14 protein-coding genes are annotated in these 14,420 nt (G+C 67.2%); 12 read left to right on the top strand and 2 right to left on the bottom strand.

Going from position 1 to position 14,420, the window contains the following annotated elements; genetic code table 11:
* Positions 1 to 140 precede the first annotated feature (140 nt).
* A complete protein-coding gene (locus ACLQ6X_RS07170; protein WP_411699489.1) occupies positions 141 to 434 on the bottom strand; it encodes a hypothetical protein in 294 nt (97 codons plus the stop codon).
* A gap of 266 nt (positions 435 to 700) precedes the next feature.
* Here ACLQ6X_RS07170 and ACLQ6X_RS07165 point away from each other — a divergent pair, with 266 nt between their 5' ends.
* The 8 genes from ACLQ6X_RS07165 (at position 701) to ACLQ6X_RS07130 (ending at position 8,875) form a co-directional block, all read left to right on the top strand.
* On the top strand, positions 701 to 3,619 hold the full coding sequence (locus tag ACLQ6X_RS07165) for a helix-turn-helix transcriptional regulator (protein ID WP_411699488.1): 2,919 nt from the start codon (positions 701 to 703) through the stop codon (positions 3,617 to 3,619).
* Between the two features lie 97 nt (positions 3,620 to 3,716).
* Complete coding sequence (locus ACLQ6X_RS07160) at positions 3,717 to 4,541, top strand: alpha/beta fold hydrolase (protein WP_411699487.1); 825 nt, start codon at positions 3,717 to 3,719, stop codon at positions 4,539 to 4,541.
* A 37-nt stretch (positions 4,542 to 4,578) separates the two neighbouring features.
* The gene (locus ACLQ6X_RS07155) at positions 4,579 to 5,415 is read left to right on the top strand and encodes an alpha/beta hydrolase (protein ID WP_411699486.1); all 837 of its coding nucleotides are present in this window, start codon (positions 4,579 to 4,581) and stop codon (positions 5,413 to 5,415) included.
* Positions 5,416 to 5,523: 108 nt separating this feature from the next.
* Positions 5,524 to 6,075 (top strand): DUF6611 family protein, encoded by a 552-nt coding sequence (locus ACLQ6X_RS07150; protein ID WP_411699485.1) that lies wholly within the window; start codon positions 5,524 to 5,526, stop codon positions 6,073 to 6,075.
* A 102-nt stretch (positions 6,076 to 6,177) separates the two neighbouring features.
* On the top strand, positions 6,178 to 6,666 hold the full coding sequence (locus ACLQ6X_RS07145; RefSeq protein WP_411699484.1) for a hypothetical protein: 489 nt from the start codon (positions 6,178 to 6,180) through the stop codon (positions 6,664 to 6,666).
* Between the two features lie 4 nt (positions 6,667 to 6,670).
* Positions 6,671 to 7,213, top strand: a complete 543-nt coding sequence (locus tag ACLQ6X_RS07140; RefSeq protein WP_411699483.1) for a hypothetical protein — start codon at positions 6,671 to 6,673, stop codon at positions 7,211 to 7,213.
* Between the two features lie 13 nt (positions 7,214 to 7,226).
* Positions 7,227 to 7,775, top strand: coding sequence for a DUF6611 family protein (locus ACLQ6X_RS07135; RefSeq protein WP_411699482.1), 549 nt, complete (start codon positions 7,227 to 7,229; stop codon positions 7,773 to 7,775).
* A 44-nt stretch (positions 7,776 to 7,819) separates the two neighbouring features.
* The gene (locus ACLQ6X_RS07130) at positions 7,820 to 8,875 is read left to right on the top strand and encodes a magnesium and cobalt transport protein CorA (RefSeq protein WP_411699481.1); all 1,056 of its coding nucleotides are present in this window, start codon (positions 7,820 to 7,822) and stop codon (positions 8,873 to 8,875) included.
* Positions 8,876 to 8,881: 6 nt separating this feature from the next.
* Here the strand turns inward: ACLQ6X_RS07130 and ACLQ6X_RS07125 are convergent, their stop codons facing one another.
* Complete coding sequence (locus ACLQ6X_RS07125; protein WP_411699480.1) at positions 8,882 to 9,493, bottom strand: hypothetical protein; 612 nt, start codon at positions 9,491 to 9,493, stop codon at positions 8,882 to 8,884.
* A 166-nt stretch (positions 9,494 to 9,659) separates the two neighbouring features.
* Here ACLQ6X_RS07125 and ACLQ6X_RS07120 point away from each other — a divergent pair, with 166 nt between their 5' ends.
* Genes ACLQ6X_RS07120 through kdpC form a run of 4 tightly spaced genes read left to right on the top strand, consistent with a single transcriptional unit; the run spans position 9,660 to position 14,363 of the window.
* Positions 9,660 to 9,941 (top strand): potassium-transporting ATPase subunit F, encoded by a 282-nt coding sequence (locus ACLQ6X_RS07120; protein WP_411699479.1) that lies wholly within the window; start codon positions 9,660 to 9,662, stop codon positions 9,939 to 9,941.
* On the top strand, positions 9,941 to 11,614 hold the full coding sequence (gene kdpA / locus ACLQ6X_RS07115; protein ID WP_411699478.1) for a potassium-transporting ATPase subunit KdpA: 1,674 nt from the start codon (positions 9,941 to 9,943) through the stop codon (positions 11,612 to 11,614). Before ACLQ6X_RS07120 ends, kdpA begins: the two co-directional genes overlap by 1 nt.
* 3 nt (positions 11,615 to 11,617) lie before the next feature.
* The gene (kdpB, locus tag ACLQ6X_RS07110) at positions 11,618 to 13,780 is read left to right on the top strand and encodes a potassium-transporting ATPase subunit KdpB (RefSeq protein WP_411699477.1); all 2,163 of its coding nucleotides are present in this window, start codon (positions 11,618 to 11,620) and stop codon (positions 13,778 to 13,780) included.
* A gap of 4 nt (positions 13,781 to 13,784) precedes the next feature.
* Positions 13,785 to 14,363: a potassium-transporting ATPase subunit KdpC gene (gene kdpC, locus ACLQ6X_RS07105; RefSeq protein WP_411699476.1), complete on the top strand. Its 579-nt coding sequence runs from the start codon at positions 13,785 to 13,787 to the stop codon at positions 14,361 to 14,363.
* Positions 14,364 to 14,420: the final 57 nt, after the last annotated feature.

Raw genomic sequence — 14,420 nt, 5'->3', positions numbered from 1 at the left:
GGTGCTGGTGCTGGTGCTGGTGCTGGTGCTGGTGCTGGACATGGTGATCACTTTCTCGGTGGTGGTGGTGGTGGTGGTGGTGGTGGTGGTGGTGGTGGTGGTGGTCTAGTGGGAAGCGGGGAGCTAGCGCGCGGCCGCCGCTAGTAGAGCTGGGTAATCTCGTCAAAACGATCGGATGGCACCTCCGCGAAAGACTCATAGCCAGCGGCCTCGATGCGGTCGGCGAACTCAAGCAGCCAACGACGGCGACGGTCCGGAAGGTCGTCCATCTGTTCGGACAGGCATCTGAGGCTCTCGGGGTCCGACCGACCGAACTCAGTCCCGTACAACGAACTGACCATCGGCGACATGGGATAGCTGAAGCGCGACGAAGGCCTCCCGGCACCCTCGAAGTAGTCGTCATCCATGTCGTAGGCCTCGGCGTCGTATTTCATCGGATTCGCCTCCCGGATCTTTCGTCGCGGGCGAGAAGCGGTGGCGGGACGGCCTTGCCGGGTCGTGAGTGGGACGAGCCGACGGCGGAATACTGGAGTGCGCTCGGCGGCCACGCGGCGTGACGGTTTAGTGGCAATTTGGCCGCGGGAGCGCCGAAAGGCAGGTGCTGGAAGGGCGTGGCTCGGGCGAAGGAACGGGATGCAGTGTTGGTGTCAGAATCCCCATGGTTCCGCCTCTGGATGGAGACCGAGAGGATTTCTGAAAAGTGACTGGAGGATCGTCCGATTTGGGGGTCCGTGCGAGCCCAGCGTCTATATGGCCAGATGAGATACGCGAGGAGCCCGCATTTGAAACCCGCTCGATCCCCGTGATCTGGCGGGTTTCCTGCGTTGGTGACCGCGACCAACGATTCGCAGGTGACACACGGCCGAGTAGCCCACTACCATCGCTTGTCATAGACGCCTATGGTTCCACCGTCATCGGCCGGGTCGACGAACTCGAGCGCTTGAGCGCGCTGGCGGCTGCCGCGCGCAACGGACATGGCAAATCGATCCTCCTCCGCGGGGAGCCGGGCATCGGCAAGACGGCATTGCTTAACGAATTCGCATCCGGGCTGCCCGGGGTCATCCGCACCGACGGCGTCGAGGTCGAGTCCGCGATGCCCTACGCGGCGTTGCAGCGCATCGGCCGTCCGCTCTCCGGTTACCTCGGCGCGTTGACCCCCACGCACTCGAGGGCCCTCCGCATCGCTGCGGGTATCGCCGATGGGGAGCCGCCGGACCGCTACCTGGTTGCCCTCGGCATGCTTTCGTTGATGGCCGCGTCGAGCGAGGTGGACCCCATTTCGTGCATCGTGGACGACGCTCACCACATCGACGACGAATCCCTCGAGGTGTTGACCTTCGTCGCCCGGCGGCTTGAGGCCGAACGCGTGCTGCTGGTGCTGGCCACTCGCCCCGACGCGCGCGTCGATGCCGCGGCCGCGGGGGTTCCCGTGATCGAACTCGGCGGCCTCACCGCGACGACGTCGGTCGCGCTGCTGAACCGGTCGACGACCGCGGCTGTCGACCCGCTTCTGGCGACGCAGATCGCCGCGGAGACCGGCGGCAACCCGCTCGCGCTCATCGAACTCTCGCGGGACTTCAGTTCCCGCCAGTTGACCAACGCCTGGGTTGTTCCGGTTCCGATGCCCGTGGGCCATCGACTCGAAAGTCACTACCTGAAACGCATCGAGCATCTTCCGGAAGATACGCGGCTGTGGTTGCTGGTGGCCGCGGCTGAGTCCTCTGGCGATAGCGAGATCATCCGTGGCGCAGCCTCCCGACTGGGGCTGGCGCACGATGCGGCGGCCGCAGCGGAACGTGCCCGGTTGGCTTCCGTGCGGGATTCGGTCGTGTTCAGACACCCTCTGGTGCGGTCGGCCGCGTACAACGGGATGCCTGATTCCGATCGACGGCGTGTGCACGGCGCCCTGTGGCTGGAGGCCGATGCTCAAGGGCGCGGCGAGCTTGCCGTCTGGCACGCGGCCGCCGCGACCACCGGCACCGACGAAGCCGTCGCCGAAAGGCTTGAGATCGTCGCGGATGCCGCGGCCGAACGCGGGGGAAGCGCGTCGAAGGCCCGGCTACTCACGCGCGCCGCCGAACTCACGCCCCCGGGGATCGCCCGTGCACTCCGGCTGCTCGCCGCCGCCGAGGCGGCCATGAGTGCGGGTGCTGCCCACCTCGCTCGCGAGCTGATCGCCGGCGTCGACGTGGATGCCCTCGATCCGATAAGCGCTGGTCGTGTCATCCAACTACGGGTCTTGGCGGCCATGTTCGTCGCGGACCGCGACGAGGTCCTTTCCGGTGCCGCGTCGATGCTTCGCGCCGCCGAACGGTTTCACGACAGCGCGCCCGACCTGGAGCAGAGAGCGCTCATCCGGGCGTTCGACATGATGTTGATGGCCGAGTGGGCCGCGCAGGGAGTGACGCTTCGCCAGCTCGGAGAACGTCTCGCCGACGGTGCCGCGGTCGCGGAGGGGCCGCTCGCCATCGCTCTGCGCGCTCTCAGCGCGCATATTCTGTTGCCCTACGAGCGGGCGGCACCTCGGATGCGTGAGGCGTTGGCGATGCTCGCCCGACAGGACGACTCGGTTCTGCTCGAGATCGGGCATTTCGGCATCGCACTGACGATGGCCCTGTGGGACGAAGGAGCGTGCGTCGCCTTGCTCGAACGCACGGCCCGGGCCGCGCGGCGCCGGGGGAGGCTCCGCGACGTCGACCAGTCGCTCTGGCTGCTCGGACTGATCGAACTCGTCCGCGGCGACCCGGCGGCATCAGGCCGGTACATAGAGCAGGTGCGTGAACTGCGCCAGGCGATCGGCTACGATCGCGAGCAAGTTGTGAACGCCTCCTATCTCGCGTGGACGGGGGTGCCGGTCGCCCAGGTCGAGGCGATCGCGGCCGCCGTCTTGGAGACCGGTTTCGCGGGGGCGTGGACAATCGCCATGACAGGTCTGAGCATTCGGCAGATCGCCGACGGGCACTATCGCGATGCGTTCGAACGCCTGAGCCCGCTGATCGAGCGCCCGTTCCTCCAGGTCACCTACCAACAGCTGCCCGACTTCGTCGAAGCCGGGGTGCGGAGCGGAAACGCGCACCGGGTGAGAGCATCAGCTGATCGGCTGGCCGAATTCGCGGCACACACGGACACCCCGTGGATCCGGGGAGTCTCTGCGCGTTGCGAAGCGCTGCTCGCTGACGACGGTGACGCCGAAGCGCTCTACCTTCTCGCGATCGAGCAGCTGACCGAATCAACGGTGGTGGGCGAGCTGGGGCGCGCCCACCTGCTGTACGGGGAGTGGCTGCGCCGGGCCAGACGACGTCGCGAAGCCCGGGAGCATTTGCACCGCGCTCTGCAGATCTTCGAGAGAACCGAAGCATCGGCTTTTGCCGCCAGAGCACGACGTGAGGTGGAAGCGACGGGCCTGAAAGCTGCCGAGCACAGACCGAGGTCGGCGCAGGATCTGACCCCGCAGGAGTCGACCATCGCCCGGTTGGCCGCGCGCGGCCACACCAACACCGAGATCGGCGCAGCCCTGTTCATCACGGCCAACACCGTCGACTACCACCTTCGCAAGGTCTTCCGGAAGGTGGGCGTGACCTCCCGTCGCCAGCTTTCCGAGCGGTTCCCTACGAACTGAATCGTCACGACTACGCGCACCACGTGGTTCGCGGTGCGTTCCCTTCGCGGGAGCATGGGTCATCCGTTCACACCCCCGTAGACGAGGAGGGGCATCCATGCCGTATGTAACCGCCGACGATGGCGCGCAGATCTTCTACAAAGACTGGGGAGGCGGAGGTTCGCCGGTCGTCCTCAGTCATGGATGGCCGCTGAATGCGGATGCGTGGGACGCCGCCGCCCGCTTCCTCGCCGAGCACGGGCATCGCGCGATCGCCCACGACAGGCGCGGCCACGGTCGATCCACGCAGACGTGGGACGGCAACGAGATGGACACCTACGCAGACGACCTCGCCTGCCTCATGGATCACCTCGACCTCACCGACACCACGCTGGTCGGCCACTCGACGGGAGGTGGTGAAATCGTGCACTACATCGGTCGCCACGGCACCGATCGGGTGGCCAAGCTGGTGCTGGTATCGGCGGTTCCCCCACTGATGCTGCAACAGGACGACAACCCCGACAGCGTGCCCATGGCGGTATTCGACGGGTTGCGCACCGGCGAGGCATCCGACCGTTCGCAGCTGTATCGCGACCTCGCCGACGGTCCGTTCTTTGGCCACAACCGCAACTCCGACATCTCGCAGGGCGTGCGTGACGCGTTCTGGCTACAGAGCATGGCCTGCGGTCACCGTGGAGCCTACGAGTGCATCGCCGCATTCTCTGCGACGGACTTCCGGCCCGACCTCGCAAAAGTCGACGTTCCCACGCTCGTGATCCACGGCTCGGACGACCAGATCGTGCCATTCGACGTCGGCGGCAAACGATCCGCGGCAGCAATCGCCGGCGCCACCCTCACCGTCTACGAGGGAGGCGCGCACGGCCTGCCCGATACCGAGCGCGAGCGTCTGCACACCGACCTGCTCGCCTTCATCGATTCCTGATTCGATCCCGTTTCCCCTCACTCGAAAGGACTGCATCATGACCACAGAGACCCCCGACACCATCGTGCTCGTGCACGGACTATGGATGACTCCGCGCAGCTGGGAGGGATGGAAGGCGCGCTTCGAAGAGAAGGGCTTCACCGTGTTGACGCCGGCCTATCCCGGATTCGAGATCGAGGTGGAGAGGCTGCGTGAGAATGCCGACGTCATCGCGAAGCTCACCGTTCCGGAGACCGTCGACCACATCGCCGCGCAGATCGAGGCCCTCCCGCGGCCGCCGATCATCATGGGGCACTCCTTCGGCGGCACCCTCACCCAGTTGCTGCTCGCCCGGGGTCTCGGCGCATCCGCCGTGGTCGTCGACTCCGCACCGACAGAGGGCGTGCGCGTGACGCCCCTGTCGCAGGCCAGATCCCTGTTCCCCGCGTTGAAGAACCCCGCGAACTATCACAAGGCAGTCGCATTCACCGCGGAGGAATTCCACTACGCCTTCGCCAACACGCTCTCGCGCGAAGACTCCGACGCTGTCTGGCAGAAGTACGCCATCGCGGCGCCGGGCAACTGGGTGTGGGCCTACGGCCTGCTCGCCAACTTCACACCGGGCAAGCAGGAGACCTGGGTCGACTACGCCGCCGATCGGGCGCCGCTGCTCTTCATCGGTGGTGAGAAGGATCACATCATGCCGCCGGCGGTGAACAAGTCGAACGCCAAGCACTATGCGAAGTCGCCGGCCGTGACCGAGTACATCGAGTTCCCCGGACGCTCCCACTGGATCTGCGCGGAACCCGGGTGGGAGGAGGTCGCCGACCACGCTCTCGATTGGGCTCTCGCGCACGCCCGCACCGCGAAGCTGGCTGCGGCCCCACGGGACTGACCTGCGTGCCACGCGGATCGCCCGTCGGCCGTAGAGAAGTCGTCCGCATCCCGTATGCACACCGTGAGGACGCTCATTCGAGCGTTCGGCGCGTCGTAGCGTGTGGCCATGACCCTGTTCCATTCGCTCACAGCATCCCATCACGCGCACGCGGCCACGCGGGCCGTCGCCCACGCCGCCGAACACGTGCTGGAGGGATCGCACCACTGGGGCAGGATCGAGGCGCGGGCCACCGGCCGCACGACGGCGAACCGCACGCGATTGACGGTCTACCCACCCGACACCACCCCGGCCGAGCGGCGCGCGCTGCAGTTCTACCGCACCTGGCCCATCGCCGGTGCTGTGCTGGGCCTGATGCTGCTGGTCGCGCTGGGCGGCCTGCCTCTGGCCGTGGTGGCCCCGTCGCTCGTCTCCGTCTACGCGGGCGGCACCGTCGCGGCCTTCGTCTCGACCACGCGAATCCGCTCCGCTTCGAGGCACGTGGATATCGTCTCGGTTCCGATCGGCGGGAGCTTCGAGACGGTCGGCGACATCGGCTTCTTCAACACCGCGACCGATCGGCTGCGAGCCATGGACACCCTGAACGACCGCGGCCTCCTGACCCGCGCCGAGTACGACGCGCTCTGGGCGGGCGTCTACGAGGACTGCCCGCGCGCGTGAATCGGGGCCCGTGCGTGTGGATGCCGTTAGGAACGCCGGGCCCGTCGTATCGAGACCGTTAGGCCGTCGTCCGGGGCGATTCATCGGGTGCACAGTCGGATCATGACCATCACCCAGACGACCCGACCGCAGCCGCGCACGACCCGTCCGATCGACGCACACGCGTGGCCGGCGTTCACCGAGCACACGCCGGACGACGTCGTCGTCGCCGCCGTCGCCCTCACCCGCCTCGTGAAGTGGTGCGGTACGCCGAGCGTGCACAACTCGGGTGCCAGGGACTACGCCGGGGAAGCATCGGCCACCGAGAGGGCATCCGTCGTCGTAACGCGGGTCATCGCCGCCGAGTGGCGCAGCGACCTGCGATTACACGTCACCATCGATGCGAATATGGGCGGATGCCGGCCCACCGTCGCCGAAGCCCGGGTCATCGGCCGGCAAGCGACCGTGCACCTCTCGTCCGCGTCCGTCAGCTGGGCCGGGGCAGAGGGCGCGGCCCTTCCGGCCTATCTCCCCTCCGATCTCGTCGCGGGCGACCTGATCGTGGTCCCGTGCGTCGGGGCCACGCTGCTGCACGAAGTCAGAACGGCGTAGTCGGATGAGCGTCATAGTGGCCGGCGAGTCGAGCGACCTTTCGGCACACATTCAGCAACTGCTCAACTACGGCGGCGAGCCCGTGCGCCGCGTCACCCGTCCGGAAGAGCTGACCAGGACCCGCTGGGCGTCGTCGAGGCCCTCGCGGGCCGTGCTCTACGCCCGGCTGCCGTCGGGGGGCGGCCGCGAGCTGCGGGCATTCCGCAAGCAGCTCGCGGCGCAGGCCTATGGCCTCACCCGCGGAATGACGCAGCGCGCCAGCATCCTCGTCGTTGCGGAACATCCCTCCCCGGCCGGCGACGCGACTCTCGGCCACCGCCTCGAGCCCATGCTGACCCGGATGCGCGCGGCCGCCCAGCAGGAACTCGCCTATACCGTCAAGGTGAACGCCCTCGTGGTCTCCGGACGCGTCGACGGGGCGACCGTCGCCTTCCGGGTGTGGGAGGCGATCCAGGGACGATCGCTGCCCGACAGCGACTTCGTCGTCTACGACGACGACATCCGGGTCATGTCGATCGCCGCCCGGATCACCGAGGCGCGCAGCTGAGCCGGGCCGACGCATGACCTTTCTTCCTGCCCGGGGCACGGGATCCCCGATCGAGCCGTTGCGGGCGCTCCGTGCCATGCGCACGCGGGTGCTCGAGGGCGACCAGCTCTGGGGGAGGGTCGACGTCGCCTCCTCGGCCCGTTCGCTCTGCGCCAGATACCGGGTGGTGGTTTACCCGCCCGGGACGAACTCGGCGGAGAGACGGCAGTTGACGTTTTACCGTAACTGGCCGGTGGCGGGCGCCCTGATCGCCATGGCCGCCATGGTGGCGGCGGGCGTGCTCGTGTCGTCGACGAGCGCCGTGGCGGTGGCGATCTGCGTCTACCTCGCCGGGTTCGTCGTCGGCGGCAGCCGCAGCCGTCTACTGCGAGAGCGCTGCCGCACCGTCGAGGCCGGCTTCCTGTTTCAACCGGATGCCACGCTGAGCGCGGGTAGGCCGGATCTGCTCGCCGCCACAATGCGGCAGTTCCATGCGCTCGATCTAGCCAGGCACGCCGGCGCCGTCGACGCGGCGCAGTACGAAGCGCGCTGGGCCGAGATCTACAACACGCTCGAGCAGTGAGCACCGGGCGGTGAGACGACGCCCGCCTATCGAAAGAAGACCCGATGCCCCTCATTGATGACGCCGTCTATATCGACGGCGTGCGCCTGCCCGACGTGACCATGACCGACCGGGCGGGGCGCGGCGGGGGCCGCCCCGGCGTGTCCTGGATCGGACTCTACCGGCCGACCGACGACGAACTCGACTCCGTGGCATCCGCCTTCCACTTGCACCGACTCGCGGTGGAAGACGCATCCCACGGACACCAGCGATCGAAGCTCGAGCGCTACGGCGACACGCTGTTCTTGGTGCTGCGCACCGCCCGGCTGGTCGACGAGTCGAGCCGCATCGAATTCGGCGAGCTCGACATCTTCGTCGGCCCCCGCTTCGTCGTCAGCGTGCGGCACGCCGAATCGCCCAACCTGGTCGCCGTGCGCAGCCGGCTGGAAGCGGATCCCGCGATGCTCGCCCGGGGGACGGAGGCGATCCTCTATGCGATCCTCGATCAGGTCGTCGACGAATACGCTCCCGTCGTCGCGCGGCTGGAGAACGCGGTCGACGAGATCGAAGACCATCTCTTCCGTGTCGAGGCGGAGGTGTCGAAGACCATCTACGCCCTGCTCGGGCACGTGGTCGAACTGCAGCGCGCGGTGCACCCGATGAAGGACATGCTGCACAGCCTGCAGCGCGGGTTCGACAAGTACCACGTCGATCCCGAACTACGTGATGATCTGCGCGACGTGCTCGACCACGTGCTGCGCGTCAACGAGCGCACGGATTCGTTCCGGGCGCTGCTGGAGAACGCGCTGACGCTGCACTCCACGATGGTCGGCCAGCAGCAGAGTGACGAGATGCGCCGCCTCACCGAGGCCGGGCTCGCGCAGAACGACGAGGCGCGCCGTCTCACGGAGGCGAGCCTCGCCCAGAGCGAGAGCGTGAAGAAGATCTCGGCCTGGGCCGCCGTCTTCTTCGGCCCCACGCTCATCGCGACGATCTACGGCATGAACTTCGAGACCATGCCCGAGCTTCAGGCCGAGTGGGGCTACCCGGCGGCCATTCTCGCCATGCTTGCGACGGGCGTCGGCCTCTATGTGATGTTCACCGTCAAGAAGTGGCTGTAAGCGGCGCTACTCCAGGGCGGACAGCCACGACGGCTGCTCGCCCGGGAACGACCGGCTCGTGCTCTGCGGCATGTCGGGAGCAGTCTCGAACGTGCCGGTCAGCGGGTGCGGTCGCAGCGCCCAGGTGGTGGTGATCGGGCGGCTCGGGATGGCGAGCAGGTCGCCGACGGCGAGGTCGAGGGGCAGGTCGACGGATGACACGTCCGTTGCGAAGACGAGGTCGGGGTCGACCGGGCGGCGGGCAACGAGCACGGTGCCGCTGTGGGCGGTGGAGGCGCGATTGATCAGCCGCGTCTCCGACCAGACCAGACGCAGGTTGTCGAGCCGCGCGTCGGTCTCGATCACCGTCTTTCCCGAGGCGTGCAGCATGACCTCGGTGACGCGCACGACCAGGACGGCCGTCTTGGCCGTGTCCGAGGGGCGGCCGTTGGTGCCGGGAACGATGGAGGCTCCGCTGTGGATGCACGGCGTGCCGCACACCTCCACGAGTCGGAGGAGGGAGATGCCGGAGACCACGACGTCGGTGGTGGTGGCGACCGTCGCCTCCGGCCAGAGGTCGTGGGCGATCGGGTCGGGAAGCGTACGCCGCAATGACGGCAGTAGGCGGGTGAGGGTCATGGCTACAGGTCTACGCCGGACTCCCGCCGGCTCGGGCTCTGCTTACGACACCCATACGCCCCAGCGGCGCATCCTTACAGATCCCATGCGGACACCGTCCCGGACGCACGAAACACCGCCCTCGTAAGGAAGTCGTTAGGGTTTTGCGCCCCGCCGTAAGGACTCCATGAGGACGCGTCAGAAGGGCCGGGCCGGGGTATTGACTCGTCTGCTGTGCCTCTCGTTGGCACCGGACCCCGACCGGGGTCGTGTAATTCCGTCTCAGGAAAGAGTTGTCAGTGCTCGACATTGTGTACGTCTTCGTCGCGATAGCCGTGTTTGCGGTTGTCGCGTTGGTCGCCCGGGGGGTGGAGAAGCTGTGATCGCGTTTGACATTATCGCGGTGGCTCTCGCCGTCGGCGCTCTCGTGTATCTCGTATTTGCGCTCGTGAAACCGGAGAAATTCTGATGACGATCCTCTTCGGTATTCTCCAGATCCTCACCGTCGTCGTGATCATCGTGGCCCTCTACCGCCCCCTCGGCGACTACATGGCGCGCATCTTCACCACGAAGCGGGATCTCCGGGTCGAGCGGGGCTTCTACCGCCTCATCGGCGTCAACTCCCAGTCTGAGCAGTCGTGGATGTCGTATCTACGCAGCGTGCTGGTCTTCTCGCTCGTCGGAGTGCTGTTCGTCTACGGCATCCAGCGCGCGCAGGAGATCCTGCCCTATTCGCTGGGCTTCCCGTCGATCCCCGAAGGGCTCTCGTTCAACACGGCGGCCTCGTTCGTCGCCAACACCAACTGGCAGTCGTATTCACCCGACGTGACCATGGGCTACTCGGTGCAGCTGCTGGGCCTGGTGGTACAGAACTTCGTGTCGGCCGCCGTCGGCATCGCGGTCGCCGTCGCGCTCATCCGCGGCCTGGCCCTACGCAAGTCGGGCACGATCGGCAACTTCTGGGTCGACCTCACGCGCAGCACGCTGCGCCTGCTGCTGCCGCTCGCCGCAGTGTCTGCCATCGTGTTGATCGCTGGCGGTGTCATCCAGAACTTCGCCGGCTTTACCGAGGTGACCACCCTCACCGGCGGCACTGCGACAGTGCCAGGCGGTCCGACCGCATCGCAGGAAGCGATCAAGCTGCTCGGAACCAACGGTGGCGGCTTCTTCAACGCGAACTCCGCGCACCCGTTCGAGAACCCGACCGCTTGGACGAGCGTGTTCTCAGTCGTGCTGATGCTCGCCATCCCGTTCGCGCTTCCCCGCACCTTCGGCAAGATGGTCGGCGACACCCGCCAGGGAAACGCCATCGTGGCGGTCATGGCGACCATCTTCACCGTGTCGCTCACGGCGATGACCCTCTTCGAAACCCTCACGGGCGGCGCTGCCACCCGTCTCGCCGGCTCGGCGATGGAGGGCAAGGAAGACAGGTTCGGCATCTGGGGATCGACGCTGTTCGGTTCCACGAGCACCCTGACCTCGACTGGTGCCGTCAACTCGATGCACGACTCGTTCACGTCGCTCGGCGGCATGATGGCCATGCTGAACATGATGCTCGGCGAGATCGCGCCGGGTGGAACCGGATCGGGTCTCTACGGCCTGCTGGTGCTCGCGATCGTGACCGTCTTCATCGCCGGTCTGCTCGTCGGACGCACCCCCGAATATCTGGGCAAGAAGATCGGCCCGAAGGAGATCAAGCTCGCGAGCATCTACATCCTGATCACGCCCACGCTCGTTCTGGTCGGGACCGCGTTGAGCTTCGCGATTCCCGCCGTTCGCGACGACGTGCTCGCGACGTCGATCTGGAACCCCGGTCTGCACGGCTTCAGCGAGGTGCTCTACGCGTTCACCTCGGCCGCGAACAACAACGGTTCGGCGTTCGCCGGACTGACGGCGAACACGCCGTGGTTCAACACCGCGCTCGGCGTGGCGATGCTCCTCGGACGTTTCCTGCCGATCGTGTTCGTTCTCGCACTGGCCGGTTCGTTCGCCGCCCAAGACAAGATTCCCGCCACCGCCGGAACCCTGCCCACGCACCGACCGCAATTCGTCGGCCTGCTCATCGGAGTCTCGGTCATCGTCACCGCGCTCACCTACTTCCCCGTTTTGGCCTTGGGACCGCTTGCTGAAGGGCTGCACTAAACCATGTCCGTACTCACTCCAACGTCCGCTCCGGAACAGAAACCGGATGACACGAGCTCCTCTACCAAGAAGAGCGCTTTCACCGGGGCCCAGCTGGTCGCCGCTCTGCCCGGGGCGTTGCGCAAGCTCGACCCGCGCCAGATGTGGCGCAACCCGGTCATGTTCATCGTCGAGATCGGCGCCGCCTACACGACGATCCTCGCGATCGCCGAGCCGTTCCTGGGTGGGGCCGCCGACTCCGGCGGGTCCACCGTGCCCGCATCGTTCACCTGGGGTATCGCCGTCTGGCTGTGGCTCACCGTTCTGTTCGCGAACCTCGCCGAGTCCGTGGCCGAGGGCCGCGGTAAGGCGCAGGCCGAGAGCCTGCGCAAGACCCGCACCAGCACCACCGCGAACCGCGTGACCGGCTACAACGACGCCACCGACGCCGCGGCGGAGAGTGCCGAAACGGCACCCGTGTCCTCCGCCGACCTGACCCTCGGCGACATCGTCGTGGTCACGGCGGGCGAGCTGATTCCCGGAGACGGCGACATCGTCTGGGGCATCGCCTCGGTCGACGAATCGGCCATCACCGGCGAATCCGCTCCGGTCATCCGGGAATCCGGCGGCGACCGCAGCGCCGTCACCGGGGGAACCCGCGTGCTCTCCGACCGCATCGTCATCCGCATCACGAGCAAGCCGGGCGAGACCTTCGTCGACCGCATGATCAAGCTCGTCGAGGGTGCCTCGCGGCAGAAGACCCCCAACGAGATCGCGCTGAACATCCTCCTCGCGAGCCTGTCGATCATCTTCGTGGTCGTCGCCCTCACCCTGAACCCGATCGCGGGCTACTCGAACGCGTCGGTCAGCGTTCCCGTGCTCATCGCGCTGCTGGTCTGCCTGATCCCGACCACCATCGGGGCGCTGCTCTCCGCCATCGGCATCGCCGGCATGGACCGACTCGTGCAGCGCAACGTGCTCGCTATGTCGGGCCGTGCGGTCGAAGCCGCCGGCGACGTCACCACCCTCCTGCTCGACAAGACCGGAACGATCACCTACGGCAACCGCCAGGCGGCCGAGTTCACCCCGATGGGCGGTGTCTCACGCGAACAGCTGGTGCAGGCCGCCGCCGTGTCGTCGCTGAGCGACCCGACCCCCGAGGGCAAGTCGATCGTCGACCTGGCGCTGACGCAGGGCTTCCGCCGCGACGACATCACCACGGGCGAGATCGTGCCGTTCACCGCTCAGACGCGGATGAGCGGGCTCGACCTGGCCGACGGCTCGCAGATCCGCAAGGGTGCCGGCTCCGCCGTCATCGCCTGGGTCGAACAGGGCAAGCGTCTCGCGAGCAGCGAACACGAGGAACTCGAGGGCTACATCGAGAACATCTCGAACGCCGGCGGAACCCCGCTGGTCGTCGCCACCAAGAACGCCGAGGGCGCCGGACAGGTGCTCGGCGTGGTCTACCTCAAGGACATCGTGAAGGACGGCCTGCGCGAGCGCTTCGCCGAACTGCGTTCGATGGGCATCCGCACCGTCATGATCACGGGCGACAACCCGCTGACCGCCAAGGCGATCGCGGCCGAGGCGGGGGTCGACGACTACCTGGCCGAGGCTACCCCCGAGGACAAGCTCGCCCTGATCCGCAAGGAGCAGGACGGCGGAAACCTCGTCGCCATGACCGGCGACGGAACGAACGACGCTCCGGCTCTCGCTCAGGCGGATGTCGGCGTCGCGATGAACACGGGAACGTCGGCCGCGAAAGAGGCCGGCAACATGGTCGACCTCGACTCCGACCCGACGAAGCTGATCGACATCGTGCGGATCGGAAAGCAGCTGCTCATCACCCGCGGCGCGCTGACGACCTTCTCGATCGCGAACGACGTGGCGAAGTACTTCGCCATCATCCCGGCCATGTTCGTCGCGGCCTACCCGGCCCTCGACAGCCTCAACGTCATGGGACTGGCCACGCCGCAGTCGGCGATCCTGTCCGCGGTCATCTTCAACGCACTCATCATCGTGGGCCTGATCCCCCTGGCCCTGCGGGGCGTGCGCTTCCGCGCCGCTTCCGCGACCTCGGTGCTGCGCCGCAACATCTACGTCTTCGGACTCGGCGGAATCATCGTGCCCTTCGTCGGCATCAAGCTCATCGACCTGCTCGTCTCGACCATCCCCGGAATCGGCTGATCACATGCTCACTGACCTCACTCGCCAATCACTCGCTGCCCTGCGCCTCCTCGTCGTGCTCACCGTCGTCCTGGGCGTCGGCTATCCCGCGGCCATATGGGGCGTCGGCCAGGCGTTCGGGGACCGCGCCGCCGGGCAACCCGTCACCGTGGACGGCCAGGTCGTCGGATCCCGCCTGATCGGGCAGAACTTCGAGGGCGACCAGTGGTTCCACTCCAGACCCTCCCCCAACGACTACGACACGCTGGCGTCCGCGCCCAGCAACCTCGGTCCGTCCAACCCGGACCTGATCGCCTCGATCGAGGAGCGACGCGCCGCGATCGCCGCTGCCGAGTCCGTCGCCCCGTCACAGGTCCCGGCCGACGCCTTGACCGCCTCCGGCTCGGGACTGGACCCGCACATCTCGCCGGCCTACGCCGAGATCCAGGCCCTCCGGGTCGCCGAGGCCAACGGGCTCGACGTCGCAGAAGTCGAGGACCTGATCGAGGAGCACACGCAGGGCCGCTTCCTGGGCTTCCACGGCGAGCCCGGCGTCAACGTGCTCGAGCTGAATGTCGCCGTACAGGCAGCCAGCAAGCGATGAGCTCGCGTGAGGGTGGAGACTGAGGACCATGGACCGAGGAAGGCTGCGCGTCTACCT

This window comes from Conyzicola sp. (assembly GCF_046714715.1).
Classification (GTDB): Bacteria; Actinomycetota; Actinomycetes; order Actinomycetales; family Microbacteriaceae; genus Conyzicola.
The sequence above is the reverse complement of the archived record's forward strand: the minus strand, read 5'-3'. Positions and strand labels throughout refer to the sequence as shown.

Bases quoted from the DNA above. Each gene is read 5' to 3' on its own strand.
- kdpA (WP_411699478.1), top strand. From the start codon at position 9,941: ATGACGATCCTCTTCGGTATTCTCCAGATCCTCACCGTCGTCGTGATC.
- ACLQ6X_RS07160 (WP_411699487.1), top strand. From the start codon at position 3,717: ATGCCGTATGTAACCGCCGACGATGGCGCGCAGATCTTCTACAAAGAC.
- kdpB (WP_411699477.1), top strand. From the start codon at position 11,618: ATGTCCGTACTCACTCCAACGTCCGCTCCGGAACAGAAACCGGATGAC.
- ACLQ6X_RS07120 (WP_411699479.1), top strand. From the start codon at position 9,660: ATGAGGACGCGTCAGAAGGGCCGGGCCGGGGTATTGACTCGTCTGCTG.
- ACLQ6X_RS07170 (WP_411699489.1), bottom strand. From the start codon at position 434: ATGAAATACGACGCCGAGGCCTACGACATGGATGACGACTACTTCGAG.
- ACLQ6X_RS07145 (WP_411699484.1), top strand. From the start codon at position 6,178: ATGACCATCACCCAGACGACCCGACCGCAGCCGCGCACGACCCGTCCG.
- ACLQ6X_RS07155 (WP_411699486.1), top strand. From the start codon at position 4,579: ATGACCACAGAGACCCCCGACACCATCGTGCTCGTGCACGGACTATGG.
- ACLQ6X_RS07130 (WP_411699481.1), top strand. From the start codon at position 7,820: ATGCCCCTCATTGATGACGCCGTCTATATCGACGGCGTGCGCCTGCCC.
- ACLQ6X_RS07140 (WP_411699483.1), top strand. From the start codon at position 6,671: ATGAGCGTCATAGTGGCCGGCGAGTCGAGCGACCTTTCGGCACACATT.
- ACLQ6X_RS07150 (WP_411699485.1), top strand. From the start codon at position 5,524: ATGACCCTGTTCCATTCGCTCACAGCATCCCATCACGCGCACGCGGCC.
- ACLQ6X_RS07135 (WP_411699482.1), top strand. From the start codon at position 7,227: ATGACCTTTCTTCCTGCCCGGGGCACGGGATCCCCGATCGAGCCGTTG.
- ACLQ6X_RS07125 (WP_411699480.1), bottom strand. From the start codon at position 9,493: ATGACCCTCACCCGCCTACTGCCGTCATTGCGGCGTACGCTTCCCGAC.
- kdpC (WP_411699476.1), top strand. From the start codon at position 13,785: ATGCTCACTGACCTCACTCGCCAATCACTCGCTGCCCTGCGCCTCCTC.